This window comes from Tepidimonas sp. (genome assembly GCF_046292505.1).
Lineage (GTDB): Bacteria > Pseudomonadota > Gammaproteobacteria > Burkholderiales > Burkholderiaceae_C > Tepidimonas.
In genome coordinates this window covers 52426-65069 of the sequence record NZ_JBKBQX010000003.1, presented here as the reverse complement: position 1 = coordinate 65069, position 12644 = coordinate 52426, and the positions used below count along the sequence as shown (strand labels likewise).

Here is a 12644-nt window from a genome sequence, read left to right as displayed (position 1 = left end):
TGGGCGGCACACCACGGTACAACGCCTGTGCCCAGGCGAGGTCGTGTCCGATGAAGACGCGGCGCGCCGGGTCGTAGCCCAGCTTGGACAGCGCCAGATCCAGGCCACTCAGCTGCACCAGCCCCAGCGCAAGGGCCAGACCGAGCCACACCCATACCCCTATGTTCCGCCGCAGCCGTTTCACGGTTCATCCCCCAAGGGGGTCCGCAGCCGCCAAGCCCAGAGTGTGAGGCGGCGCCCGCCGGCGTCCACCCAGTGGGCCACGGCCGCCGGTTTGTCCTGTGCCATTCCATTGGCGACCAGTGGCCGTACCGCGTCCGGGCTGTCGGTGATCAGCCAAACCGGTCGGTTGCCGTTGGCACGCAGGTGTCTCGCCAGCCCTTGGTCGTCAATGCCGAGCCGCCACGCGAAATGGTGGCGAGCTTGCCGCGCGGGATCCCAAGCCAGCCACTGCACCTTCCGGTCACGCCAGTGGTATTGGCCATGCGCCAGCACCGCACGCGAGCTGCCGATGACCACTGCGGGATCCGGTGGCAGCTGCTGCCCGAGGTTCGCCCATACCGCGTCCCAGCCGCGCATGCGCGCCCAAAGGTCCAGCGCGCGCGGCCACGGCTGTCCAGCGGCGGCGGCTGCCCCCGGCGCGTGCACCAGACCCGCGACCAGCAGCACCTGCGCGCCGAGCAACACCGCCACCGGCCTCGCACGCAGCGGCGCGCGCAGCGCCAGCCACGCCAACCCGCCGAGCAGCGCCGGGGCTGCCCAATTCACGTTGGCGCCGCCACGGGCGGCCTGCATCAGTCCGAGCAGCAGCAGCGGTGTGGACAAGGCCAGCGCAAAGCGAGCAGCCCGTCGCCGCCCATCATCCCCGTCCGGCGTCCGCTCAGTGAGGGGCGTTCGGCTCGATTGCCACGTCAGCAGCGCCAGCGCCATCGGCCCGAGCAGCAACAACTGCCCCAGCGCAAACGCGAGCAGGCCGAGCGTGGCTGCCTCGTCGCTGCGCTGCAGCGTGATGTCGGCGGTGTGACGCCAAGTTGGCCAGCCCGCCTGCACGTTCCAAGCGATGTGAGGGGCCACGATCAACGCGGCGATACCGGCGGCCAACAGACCGCCACGTAACACCTGCGGCCAGCGCGCGCGCATCGGCCGGACCAGTGCCACGGCCAGCAGCGCACCGGGACCGAACGCCAGCATCGTGTACTTGGACAGCATGCCCAGACCTGCTGCCAAGCCCAGCAGACCCCATCGCCAAGCCGACGCCGGCCGTTGCAGCGCCTGCCACAGCGCCCAGGCCGCCCACGTCCACATCAGCAGCAGCGGCACGTCGGTGGTGGCGGCGAAGCCGAGCAGCAACAACAGCGGAGAGGCCAACGCCAGCAGCGCTGCCAGCGCTCCGCGGCGTGCCTCGCGACTCATCGCCGCCACCCATCCGCCCAACGACAGCGCGGTCAGCGCCGTCAGCGCCAGCGTCAGCGCCTTCACACCCCATTCGCCGTCACCAAACAGCGTCGTCGAGGCCGCGATCAGGGCTGCGATCGCCGGTGGCTTGGAGTAATAACCCCACTCCAAGTCACGAGACCACGTCCAATACTGCGCTTCATCGACATGCAGCGTCGCCCCGAGCCAAGGCCACGCCATGGCATGCCATGCGACAAACAGAACCGCACCCCCTAAGGCGGCAGCCCACCAGGGGCGCGGCGTGGCAACGACGGAACTCAAGGCGTGTCGGAGAAGCGTTGCGTGCTGTAAAGCTCCAGCGGCAGGCGCGCAACGCTATCTCGGCCCCGGACATATTGCAAGAACGAGTCGGCGTAGTCGAGGAACGTGTCCTCGCGGTTGGCACCGGTGATGGCCTTGAGCGTCGCGTAGCCGTCGCCGCCGCCGGCCATGAAGTCGTTGGTGATCACGCGGTAGGTGGCGTTGAGGTCCAGCGGCACCCAGTTGCCGGCAGGGTTGCGCCATTGGAGGTTGCTCACGCGCTGACCGGCGGGTTGGTTGAGATCCACTTCAAAGCGCAAACCTGCGGCGTAGGGGTAAGCTCCGGTGTTGCCGGCAGCGGCCAGCACGAAGCCGATCCCATCCTCCAACGCAGCCTTGACCTGCGAGCCGGTCATGCGCAACCGCACCAACGTATTCTTGAATGGCAGCAGCGTGTAGATCCGTCCTACCGTGATGTCGCCCGGCGCGATGTCGACGCGCACGCCGCCGGCATTCTGCAACGCGATGTCAGCTCCGCCAAAGCGCTGACCCTGTTCCAGAAACGCCTGCGCGACCAGCTGCTGGGCGTCGCCACCGTGGGCGTTAACGCGCTCGCTCTTGTTGCAGACATCGCCCAGCGCCGAACGCGTCACGTCCCGCTTGGTACCGGGTACGCGGCGCAGGCAAAGTTCCTCGGTGGCGGTGCCGGCCTTGGTCTGACCGAAGGCCATCTTTTCGGCGGCCAATGGTGCCAATACCTGCTCGGCTTTCGCCAGCGGCGCCTGCACACGCAGGCCCGGCTGGGCACGCAAGTCGGACACCATCGCGGCGCGGTCGACCTCGCCAAGCGCGGGGGACGTGCGGCGCACGTTGTCGCTGACGAGAATGTGCGGCTGGCCGGCGCACTCGTTTACCACGCCCGAGCTGTCGAAGCGGATGCGCAGCTCACCGACTGCGTAGGCGTACTGCCACGCTTGCACGATGCAGACCGGCTCGCCGTCCTTGTTGCGCGCCCCGGTGGGGTAGGGGCCACTAGGGGTCAAGCCGACGTCCGCCAGGCTGGCTGGACCAATCAGCGTGTGCGAGTCACCGCCGACGATGACATCGACTCCGCTCAGGCGTGCAGCCAGCTGCTGGTCGGCCTGGTAGCCAAGGTGGGTTAGCAGGACGATTTTGTTGACGCCCTGCGCGCGCAGCGCGTCGATCTCACGCTGGGCGGCGCTGGCCTCGTCTTCGAACGTGGTGCCAGCGTCCGGGCGCGAGCTGTCGCGTGTCTTGGCTGCCACCGTCAGGCCGACGATGCCGATCGGCTGCCCGCCGCGCTGCACGATGGTGCTGGCGCGCACTTTCCCGGTCAACGGGCTGCCGCTGCGCGGCTTCAGGTTGGCCGACAGCACCGCAGGGCGGCAGCTTCCCTTGGCCAGTTCGTCGATGAACTTGGCGGCGCCGGCATCGCCGTTGTCGAATTCGTGATTGCCCAAGGTCAGCGCATCAAAGCAGACAGTGTTCATCAAGGTCGCATCGGCGCGGCCTTCGGTCAGCGTGTAATAAAGGTCGCCGGTGATGGCATCGCCCGCGTGCAGCGTCAACACATGGGGTTGGCTGCTGCGCAGCGCTTCGATGGCGCCAGCCACGCGCGCAAAGCCGCCCAGATCGACGGTGACGGCCTCGCGCGTGCCGGCTGCATTCTTCAGCCGTAGGGTGAGGGTTTCCGCATCCAGCCGTGAATGATGATCGTTGACGTGCAGGATGGTCAATTCAAGCGGGGCTCCATCCGAGGAGCCCAAGCAGCCTGCCAAGGCAGTGATCAAAGCAACGGCGGCTGCACCGCGCAGCGCGCGGCAGAAAGCAAGCCCTCGCTGGCTTACCGTGAGCTTCTTCTTGAACATCTCTTTCCTTCGCTTTGGCAAAGAGCTCGACCCACACCAAGCGTTGATCATGGCTATGGCGCCGGAGACCGCTAGCATGGTGCCGTACGTCCTTGACGGTTCCATGACCACCCGCGCCAGCGCACAGCGTCAGGCGGCTGGCCCAGGTCTTCTGGGTGTCGCCGGCCAGCTCCTTGGAGGAGCCGGCGCAGTTGCGTGGCGATGGCCAGCGGGCGTTGGCACGCGGCAGGGTAACCGTCCCAGGTGTCGAGGTCGTAGCCAATCTGCGGGTGAAGAGCGGGGTCGAGCAGCGCGCGCCGCGTGTCGGTCAGCGTCGCAAGGGTTGCGCTGCCACCGTCCTTGCTGGCCGAACACCGGTCACGTGGCATGGGAAGCTGCCAGCTGGCCTTGCCGCGTCGATTGCAGCGGCTGCGCTTCCCGCAAGGTGCGTTGCGGAGCCATCACGCCATGCTGGGCGCGCACCGCCATGGCCGGACTGGCCAGGACGACGAACTCGATCGGTTCGTCGCGCGCCAGAAGACAGGTTTCCAGCATGTGCAGCGTTTGGCTGTCGGGGTCGCGGCGGTGCTGCGCGATGCGCTGGCGCTGCTTTACCCGGAGGTGGCCGAGAACGTCGCCGGGCAGACCCAGCGGCACGGCTGACCGTTGACCGGATGCGTGAGCGCCAGCTCCGCCGCGTGCAGCAGCAGGCGTGGGGCGGCCTTCCGAGCGGCGCCTTCGGCGTAGAGCGGGTCACCCAGGATCGGGTGGCCGAGCGCCGCCAGATGCACGCGCAGCTGGTGGGAACGGCCGGTGAGCGGCTGCAGCTCCAGCCGCGTGGCCCACAGCGGCCCCCAGCGTTCCAGTGCCAAGGGGCGCCAGCGCGTGTGGCTCGGTTTGCCGTGGCGGAAATCGACCTTGCTGCGCGGGCGACGCGGCCAATCGACGATCAGCGGCAGGCGCACGTCGCCACAGCCGTCGGGGGCCTCGGGCGGCAGCGGCACGCCGGCCACGATGGCCACGTAGGTCTTGTGCACGCGGCGCTCGGCAAAGGCGATCGACAGCGCCCGCTGCGCCGCCGCGCCGCGCGCCAGCACCATCAGGCCGGAAGTGTCCATGTCCAGCCGGTGCACGATCCGCGCGTCTGGCACGTGGCGCTGCACGCGCGCGGCGACGCAGTCGGCCTTGTCGGCGCCGCGGCCCGGCACGGCAAGCAGGCCGGCGGGCTTGTCCACCACGATCAGCGCGTCGTCCAGGTGCAGGACGGGGATGCCATCCCACACCGCCCGCGGCGGCGTCACGTCTGCGCGCCCTCGACGATCAGGCGCAAGCGCCGCTGGCCCTGCCAGTCGTCGGCGTCGAGCCGCCACGCCAGCGTCACGCGCGCCGGCAGTGCCTCGGTGTGGCCGAACCAGATGCCCTCCAGTGGCTGACCCTGCACGCGCAGGCGCAGCGCCAGATGCCGCTCGCCGACCAGCCGCTGGCCCAGCACCTCGACCTCGTCGCTGAACACCGGCGCGGCAAAGCCCTGGCCCCAGACCTGGGCGTCGATCAGCTCGGCGGTGTCCGGGTGCAGCCGCTGCGGCTCCAGCGCCCCGTCGGTCGGCAGCCGCCGCTGCAGCGTGGCCTCGTCGAGCCACGCGGCGGCCACCGCCTGCAGCGCGGCGTCGAACGTCGGCCAGGCGTCGGGTCCGATCGTGCAGCCAGCCGCCATCGCGTGGCCGCCGAAGCGCAGCAGCAGCCCCGGGTGGCGCTTGGCGATGGCGTCCAGCGCATCGCGCAGGTGAAAGCCGGCGATCGAGCGCCCCGAGCCCTTCAGGCACGGCGCGCCATCGTCCAGCCGCGCCGGGGCGAACACGAACACGGGCCGGTGCAGCCGATCCTTGAGCCGCGAGGCGACGATGCCCACCACCCCCTCGTGAAACGTGGGGTCGAATACGGTCAGCGCCGGGGGCGCCGTGTCGGGGTCCATGCTGTCGCCGTGGCGATCGGCCACGGCCAGCAGGGCCTGCTCGCGCATGGCCGATTCCACGGCCCGCCGCTGGCGGTTGATGTCGTCGAGCAGATGGGCCAGTTCCTGCGCGCGTGCCGGATCGTCGGTGATCAAGCACTCGATGCCCAGCCCCATGTCGCTGAGGCGCCCTGCGGCATTGAGCCGAGGCCCCAAGGCGAACCCGAGGTCGAAGGTCGATGCGCGTGCGGCCGGCCGTTTGGCCATGGCGAGTAACGCCGCCATGCCCGCCGGCATGGCCCCCGCGCGGATGCGCCGCAGCCCCTGGGCCACCAAACGCCGGTTGTGCGCGTCCAGCCGCACCACGTCGGCCACCGTGCCCAGGGCCACCAGCGGCAGCAGGCTGTCCAGGCGAGGCTGACTCGCGCCGTCGAAGACGCCGCGGCGCCGCAGCTCGGCGCGCAACGCCAGCAGCACGTAAAACATCACGCCCACCCCGGCCATCGCCTTGGCGGGGAAGTCGCACCCGGGCTGGTTGGGATTGACGATGATGCAGTCCCGCGGCAAGCGGACTTCGCCCCCTTGAACCAGCGGCAGATGGTGGTCGGTGATCAGCACCTGCAGGCCCAGTGCCCGGGCCCGCTCCACCCCTTCCAGGCCGGCGATCCCGTTGTCCACGGTGATCAGCACATCGGCACCCAAGGCGTGCACACGATCGGCCAGCGCAGGGGTCAGGCCGTAGCCGTCGCGCACCCGGTCGGGTACCAGGTAGCGCACCCGGTCCCAGCCCAACGGTGCCCCGAGCAGCCGCAGGCCGCGCCACGCCGTCGCGCAAGCCGTGGCACCGTCGCAGTCGTAGTCGGCCACGATGCAGGCGGTGTGGCCGCGCTGCAGCGCATCGGCCAGCAGTTCGGCCGCCTCGCGTGCGCCGCGCAGGCGCTCGGGCGGGGGCAGGTGGGTCAGAGCGTCGTCCAGCTCGTCCGCTTGCTGGACGCCGCGCGCGGCAAACAACCGCGCCAGCAGTGGGTGCACACCCGCCTGTTCCAGCGTCCAGGCGGCCCGCGGGGGCACGTCGCGCGGGGTGATGTTCACAGGCCGCTCCACCAGTCCAAAGCGGGCGACGTGGCGGGGCGAGGTTGCCCCCGCAGCCGGTGCCACAGATCGCGCCACTGCCGCCGGGGCGGGGGCGGTGGGGCGGCCCCGGGGTCCAGCCGCCACGAGCGCCAGCCGCGCTCGCCGCACAGGGTCAGCCAGCGCGGCTGGCCGTCCGCGTCGGCAGCGGCCAGCCAGGGGGTCAGCAGCGTCTCGTCCAGCCGCGCCCAGGCGGCGGCCCAGGCCGCGCCGTCGCCCTGGGTGGCCGGCGCCGCCAGGTCGTCCACCAGCCGCACGCCGGCTTGCGCCGCGGTAGGGCCGTGACCGTCCCAGCGGCCGGCGCCCGCAATCCACAGGCCGTTGACCGGCAGCGCACCGCGCGCGGCGCGGGCCGCGTTGACGGGGTGGTCGTGGAAGAGCATCTGGGCCTCGTTCAGCAGGCGCAGCAGCGTGCGGGCGGCGGGGTGGTGACCCGCATCCCGCCACCAGCCGTCGGCGCGTCGGTGCGCCACGCGGTCCAGACTGGCGCCCACCCAGCCCTCGAACAGCGCCCCACGCGCCAGCCAGCGCAGCGGGTCGTCGCCATGCAACTCGATGCCGTCGCCGGCCGCGTAGGGCGCAAAGGCGTCGCGCAGCGCCGCGGATTCCTCCGCGCGCAGATCGAGCGCGTGCGGGGGCACGATGGTGATCTGGTCGATGCCGGCCTGCCAGGCACATGGCCACAGCCAGGCGCAGCCCACATCCACCACTCCCGCATGCCAGGCGGCCCACGGCAGTTGTCCATCGGTCACCGTCCACCCCAAGGCGCGTGCCAAGGCGTGTTCGTGGGGCGGCGTCAGGCTCCAGGGGCTGCCGTCGTGCTGGTCGTGCGGGGTGGCGCGTGCCAGCCAGCGCTGAAGGGCAGGCAATGGGGGAAGAGGCGGGAAGGGGAGGGTGCCCGGCTCCGCCGCGGCGTCGGTGGGCGGCGGGGCAGCGTAGGCAATGATCAGGTGGTGGGCCTCGGGCATGGCGCGATTGTTGCGCAATCCCTGCGGCACAATCGGGGCAGCCTTTCGACACACCCATGTCTTTGCCCTACGAATTCGTGATCGGCTGGCGCTACACGCGCGCCGGCCGGGCCACCCGCCGCAACGGCTTCATTTCCTTCATCAGCGCGGTCTCCATGGTGGGGATCGCGCTCGGGGTTGCGGCGCTCATCATCGTGCTGTCGGTGATGAACGGGTTTCAGAAAGAGGTGCGCGATCGCATGCTGGGCGTGCTGTCGCACATCGAGGTGCTCGCCGTCTCCGGTGACGCCTTGGCCGACCCAGCGGGCACGATGGCGCGGGTGCGCGAGCATCCGCGCGTGCGCGCGGTGGCGCCCTTCATCGCCGAGCAGGGCCTGCTCGCACGCGGGCAGGATATGAAAGGGGCGGTCATCCGCGGCATCGACCCCGCGCAGGAGCCGGCCGTCACCGCCCTGGGGGCGGATTTGGCGGCGCAGGCTTTCGGAGCCTTGCAGCCCGGGCGCTTCGGCATCGTGCTCGGGGCGGCGCTGGCGCGTTCGCTGGGGGTGACGACGGGGGACCCGGTGACGCTGGTGGTGCCCAGCGGCCAACTCACGCCCGCAGGGGTCGTGCCCCGCATGCGCCAGATGACCGTGGTGGGGCTGTTCGATTCCGGCCACTACGAGTACGACGCGACGCTGGCGCTGGTGCACCTGGAAGACGCGCAGCGGCTGTTCCGGCTGGCGGGGCCGACTGGCATCCGCGTGCGGCTGGATGACCTGCATGCCGCGCGCGAGGTCGCCATCGAGCTGGCGGCGCGGCTCGAGCCGGCGCTGGGCCCGGGGGGTCTGGTGCGCGACTGGACGCGCGCCAATCGCACCTGGTTTGCCGCGGTGCAGGTGGAAAAACGCATGATGTTCATCATCCTCACGCTCATCGTCGCGGTGGCGGCGTTCAACCTGGTGTCCACGCTGGTCATGACCGTGACCGACAAGCGCGCCGACATCGCCATTCTGCGCACGCTGGGGGCCAGCCCGCGCAGCGTCATGGCGATCTTCGTCGTACAGGGGGCGGCCGTTGGCGTGGTGGGGACGGCGCTGGGGCTGGCGCTGGGCCTGGGGGTGGCGTTGCACATCGATACGCTGGTGCCGGCGCTCGAGCGGCTGCTGGGTGTGCACTTTTTGCCCCAGGACATTTACCTGATCAACCGCATGCCCAGCGATCCGCAGGCCGGGGACATCGTGCCGATCGCGCTCATCTCGCTGGTATTGGCCTTCGTGGCGACGCTCTACCCCAGTTGGCGGGCCAGCCGGCTCAACCCTGCGGAGGCGCTGCGCTATGAATGATTCGGCCGACGTGGTGCTGCAAGCGCGCGGACTGGTCAAGCGCTTTCGCGAGGGGCGGCTGGATGTGACCGTCCTGCGCGGCGTGGATTTGACCGTGCGCGCTGGCGAAACGGTGGCCATCGTCGGGGCGTCCGGCTCGGGCAAGAGCACCTTGCTGCACCTGCTGGGTGCGCTGGAGGCGCCGACCGCGGGCGAGGTGCGGCTGATGGGCGAGGACTTGCACCGCCTGCCCCCGGCCCGCCAGGGGATCGCCCGCAACCGGCATCTGGGTTTCGTCTATCAATTTCACCACCTGCTGCCGGAGTTCACTGCGCAGGACAACGTCGCCATGCCGCTGTGGATTCGGCGCGAGCGGCGGCCAGTGGCGGCCAATCAGGCCGCCGATTGGCTGCGGCGGGTGGGTCTGGGCGAGCGGCTGCTGCACCGCCCCGCCGAGTTGTCCGGGGGGGAGCGCCAGCGCGTGGCGATCGCCCGTGCCCTCGTCACGCAGCCGGCCTGTGTGCTGGCGGACGAGCCCACGGGCAACCTGGACCGTGAGACCGCCGGCAGCGTTTTCGAGCTGATGCTGGACTTGGCCCGTTCGCAGGGGACGGCGTTCGTCCTGGTGACCCACGATCCGGAGCTGGCCTCGCGCTGCGACCGCATACTGCGCTTGGCTCACGGCAGCTTGAGCGGCTGATCCCTGCCGGCGTATCCGCCCTCGCCGCCGCGCGGGGCGGGCTTTTCGTGCCCCTGTCAGTTTTCCGTTGGCTTCAGGGTTTACACTAATAAAGATATTCGCAATCAATCATATAGTTTTGGCGTGAGCCGATCTCTGTCTGACCCGCCGTTGCATGCCTCGTCGCCGGACTTCGAGTCGGTGGCGCGACACTTCAGCGTGTTGGGTGAGCCCGCCCGGTTGCGCATCCTGCATGCCGTGTGCCAGTCAGAGCGCTGCGTCAACGACATCATGCAGGTCACCGGAATGGCGCAGGCAAACGTCTCGCGCCATCTGGCGCGTCTGCATCAGGCGGGCTTGCTGGTGCGCCGGCGCGAGGGCTCCCGGGTGTTTTACCGGGTGGCCCCGTCGTCGCACCTGGACCTGTGCCGACTCATCACCCAACAGGTGGTGGCCGGCCAGGCGCACCCGGGGCGGGGGCAGGGGTGCGGGATCGGTCGGCCGACGTCGGTGTTCCCCGTTGAGTCAAAGGAAGAAACCAGTGTCTGAGAACCTCCGCGAAGTCATCGGCCGGGTCCTGCCCGCGCCCGAGAACCATCTGAGCTCGGAGCTGCTTGAGAAAGCCCGCAAGGCCCGACGCAGCTTCATGGGCAAGGCCTTGGCCATGGGGGCCGGCGCCGCTTCTGCGGTGGTCGGTGGCAAAGCCCTGGCCGCCGGCGACGGCGAGGACGCCATCCTCAAGCTGCCCGAGCACACGACCGGCCTGGGACAACCCGTCGCCGCGCGTGGCTACGGTATGCCCAGCAAGTGGGAGAGCAACCTGCAGCGCCGTGAAAGCCCGGGCCTGACCCGGGTCTCGCAAGCCTCGGTCAGCTTCTGCCCGCTGCAGGGGCTGTTCGGCATCATCACGCCCAGCGGTCTGCACTTCGAACGCCACCACCAGGGCTGGTGGGACATCGATCCGTCCCAGCACCGGCTGATGGTGCATGGCCTCGTCAAGCGTCCGCGCGTCTTCACGATGGACGACCTGATGCGCCTGCCGAGTGTTTCGCGCATCCACTTCATCGAGTGCGGCGCCAACACCGCCATGGAGTGGGGCAACGTGGCCGTGCCGACCGTGCAGTACACCCACGGCATGATCAGCTGCTCGGAGTTCACCGGCGTGCTGCTGTCCACCCTGCTGGACATGTGCGGCATCGACCGCAAGAAGGCCAAGTACGTGCTGGCCGAAGGCGCCGACGGGTCGTCCATGACCCGCACCATCGACTTGGAGCGTGCGTTGGACGACGTGATCGTTGCCTGGGGCATGAACGGCGAGATGCTGCGGCCGGAAAACGGCTATCCGCTGCGCCTGGTGGTCCCGGGCGTGCAGGGCGTGAGCTGGGTCAAGTACCTGCGTCGCATCGAGGTGGGCGACCAGAAGTGGGCCACCAAGGACGAGGCGGTGCACTACATCGACCTGATGCCGGACGGCACGCACCGCCAATACACCGGCATTCAGGAGTGCAAGAGCGTGATCACGTCGCCCTCGGGCGGCCAGACCCTGCTCGATCGCGGCTACTACAACGTCACCGGTCTGGCGTGGTCCGGCCGCGGCAGCATCAAGGCGGTCGACGTCTCCTTCGACGGCGGCCGCAACTGGCGCCCCGCGCGTCTGGAAGGGCCGATCCTGCCCAAGGCATTCACGCGCTTCAACATCGATTGGGTGTGGGACGGCAAGCCCGCCATCCTGCAAAGCCGTGCCATCGATTCGACCGGCTATGTGCAGCCCAAGATCAACCAACTGCGCGCGGTGCGCGGCACGCGGTCGATCTACCACAACAACGCGATCCAGAGCTGGCTGGTGTCCGAGAACGGCGAAGTCTCCAACGTGCAGGTGTACTGATGAAGAGCAAGATCCAATCCACCGTCCGTGCGGCGGCCCTGGGCGTCGCGCTGCTGGGTGCGGGTGTGGGCGTCGCGCACGCCAGCAAGCCCTGGCACGACATCGGCCGCGACGCCAAGCCGGCCGAGATCAAGGCCTGGGACATCGATGTTCGCCCCGACTTCGTCGGCCTGCCCAAGGGCTCGGGCTCGGTCAGCAAGGGCGAAGAAGTTTGGGTGAACCGGTGCGCCTCGTGCCACGGCGACTTCGGTGAGTCCAATGAGGTCTTCACCCCGATCGTCGGCGGCACCACGGCCAAGGACATCGAAACCGGCCGCGTGGCCAACCTGCGGCTGGAGGCGCACTACCCCCAGCGCACCACGCTGATGAAGGTCGCCACCGTCTCCACGCTGTGGGACTACATCAACCGCGCCATGCCCTGGAACGCGCCGAAGTCGCTCTCCACCGACGAGGTGTATGGCGTGGTGGCGTACATCCTGCACCTGGGCAACATCGTGCCGGCGGACTTCGTGTTGAGCGATCAGAACATCGCCGACGTGCAAAAGCGCATGCCCAACCGCAACGGCATGGTGTTCTACGAGCCGCTGTGGAAGGTCAACGGCAAAGGCGATGTGCAAAACACGCGCTGCATGAAGAATTGCCCCATCGAGGGCGATATCAAGTCCATGTTGCCCGAGAACATGCGCGACGCGCACGGCAACCTGATCGAGCAAAACCGCATCATCGGGCCGGCGCGTGGCTGGGACACCACCCAGCCCCCGCGCAAGGAACCGCTGACCCGCAAGGTGTCGATGGCAGCGCCCGTCGCCGCCGCCACGGCGGCCGGTGGCGCCGACGCCAAGGGCCTGCTGGCCAAGAATGCCTGCACGGCCTGTCACGGCGTGGCCAACAAGATCGTCGGCCCGGGCTTCAACGAAGTGGCCGCCAAGCACAAGGGCAAGCCCGATCTCGAGAACTACCTGGTCGGAAAGATCAAGGCAGGCGGGCAGGGCGTCTACGGCGCCATCCCCATGCCGCCGCAACCCCAGGTCAGCGACGCGGATGCCAAGGCGATCGCCGCCTGGATCGCCGCCGGCGCCAAGTGAACCGAGACCGATTGCCACGACTCTAACCAGGGGCCTGCTGGGCAGGCCTTACCACCGCCGAGGAGCACAATGATGAAC

General features: G+C 69.5%; 11 protein-coding genes. 6 read left to right on the top strand and 5 right to left on the bottom strand.

The window, feature by feature from the left end; genetic code table 11:
* Positions 1-180: 180 nt before the first annotated feature.
* Positions 181-1635: a glycosyltransferase family 39 protein gene (locus tag ACK4TH_RS02660; protein WP_409622302.1), complete on the bottom strand. Its 1455-nt coding sequence runs from the start codon at positions 1633-1635 to the stop codon at positions 181-183.
* 77 nt (positions 1636-1712) lie between these two features.
* Positions 1713-3584: a bifunctional metallophosphatase/5'-nucleotidase gene (locus tag ACK4TH_RS02655; RefSeq protein WP_409622299.1), complete on the bottom strand. Its 1872-nt coding sequence runs from the start codon at positions 3582-3584 to the stop codon at positions 1713-1715.
* Positions 3585-3884: 300 nt separating this feature from the next.
* Here ACK4TH_RS02655 and ACK4TH_RS02650 point away from each other — a divergent pair, with 300 nt between their 5' ends.
* Positions 3885-4226: a hypothetical protein gene (locus ACK4TH_RS02650; RefSeq protein ID WP_409622296.1), complete on the top strand. Its 342-nt coding sequence runs from the start codon at positions 3885-3887 to the stop codon at positions 4224-4226.
* On the opposite strand, the gene ACK4TH_RS02645 is transcribed toward ACK4TH_RS02650, so the two are convergent.
* The 3 genes from ACK4TH_RS02645 to ACK4TH_RS02635 are packed head-to-tail and all read right to left on the bottom strand — an operon-like array spanning position 4175 to position 7613.
* A complete protein-coding gene (locus ACK4TH_RS02645) occupies positions 4175-4864 on the bottom strand; it encodes a pseudouridine synthase (RefSeq protein WP_409622293.1) in 690 nt (229 codons plus the stop codon). The two genes, ACK4TH_RS02650 and ACK4TH_RS02645, sit on opposite strands and share 52 nt — an antisense overlap.
* On the bottom strand, positions 4861-6606 hold the full coding sequence (recJ, locus tag ACK4TH_RS02640) for a single-stranded-DNA-specific exonuclease RecJ (protein ID WP_409622290.1): 1746 nt from the start codon (positions 6604-6606) through the stop codon (positions 4861-4863). The genes ACK4TH_RS02645 and recJ overlap by 4 nt, the downstream gene beginning before the upstream one ends.
* Entirely contained in the window at positions 6603-7613 is a 1011-nt protein-coding gene (locus tag ACK4TH_RS02635; protein WP_409622287.1) for a phosphoglycerate mutase, read from the bottom strand. Before ACK4TH_RS02635 ends, recJ begins: the two co-directional genes overlap by 4 nt.
* Positions 7614-7669: 56 nt before the next feature.
* On the opposite strand from ACK4TH_RS02635, the gene ACK4TH_RS02630 reads away from it, so the two are divergent.
* From ACK4TH_RS02630 to ACK4TH_RS02610, 5 genes are all read left to right on the top strand, one after another.
* Positions 7670-8938 (top strand): lipoprotein-releasing ABC transporter permease subunit, encoded by a 1269-nt coding sequence (locus tag ACK4TH_RS02630; protein ID WP_409622284.1) that lies wholly within the window; start codon positions 7670-7672, stop codon positions 8936-8938.
* The gene (locus ACK4TH_RS02625) at positions 8931-9617 is read left to right on the top strand and encodes an ABC transporter ATP-binding protein (RefSeq protein ID WP_409622281.1); all 687 of its coding nucleotides are present in this window, start codon (positions 8931-8933) and stop codon (positions 9615-9617) included. Before ACK4TH_RS02630 ends, ACK4TH_RS02625 begins: the two co-directional genes overlap by 8 nt.
* A 123-nt stretch (positions 9618-9740) precedes the next feature.
* Positions 9741-10145, top strand: a complete 405-nt coding sequence (locus tag ACK4TH_RS02620; protein ID WP_409622278.1) for an ArsR/SmtB family transcription factor — start codon at positions 9741-9743, stop codon at positions 10143-10145.
* On the top strand, positions 10138-11481 hold the full coding sequence (gene soxC / locus ACK4TH_RS02615; RefSeq protein ID WP_409622275.1) for a sulfite dehydrogenase: 1344 nt from the start codon (positions 10138-10140) through the stop codon (positions 11479-11481). Before ACK4TH_RS02620 ends, soxC begins: the two co-directional genes overlap by 8 nt.
* A complete protein-coding gene (locus tag ACK4TH_RS02610) occupies positions 11481-12566 on the top strand; it encodes a c-type cytochrome (protein ID WP_409622273.1) in 1086 nt (361 codons plus the stop codon). Before soxC ends, ACK4TH_RS02610 begins: the two co-directional genes overlap by 1 nt.
* The last annotated feature ends 78 nt before the right edge of the window (positions 12567-12644 follow it).

Bases quoted from the DNA above. Each gene is read 5' to 3' on its own strand.
- ACK4TH_RS02660 (WP_409622302.1), bottom strand. From the start codon at position 1,635: ATGGCGTGGCCTTGGCTCGGGGCGACGCTGCATGTCGATGAAGCGCAG.
- ACK4TH_RS02655 (WP_409622299.1), bottom strand. From the start codon at position 3,584: ATGTTCAAGAAGAAGCTCACGGTAAGCCAGCGAGGGCTTGCTTTCTGC.
- ACK4TH_RS02635 (WP_409622287.1), bottom strand. From the start codon at position 7,613: ATGCCCGAGGCCCACCACCTGATCATTGCCTACGCTGCCCCGCCGCCC.
- ACK4TH_RS02630 (WP_409622284.1), top strand. From the start codon at position 7,670: ATGTCTTTGCCCTACGAATTCGTGATCGGCTGGCGCTACACGCGCGCC.
- ACK4TH_RS02625 (WP_409622281.1), top strand. From the start codon at position 8,931: ATGAATGATTCGGCCGACGTGGTGCTGCAAGCGCGCGGACTGGTCAAG.
- ACK4TH_RS02610 (WP_409622273.1), top strand. From the start codon at position 11,481: ATGAAGAGCAAGATCCAATCCACCGTCCGTGCGGCGGCCCTGGGCGTC.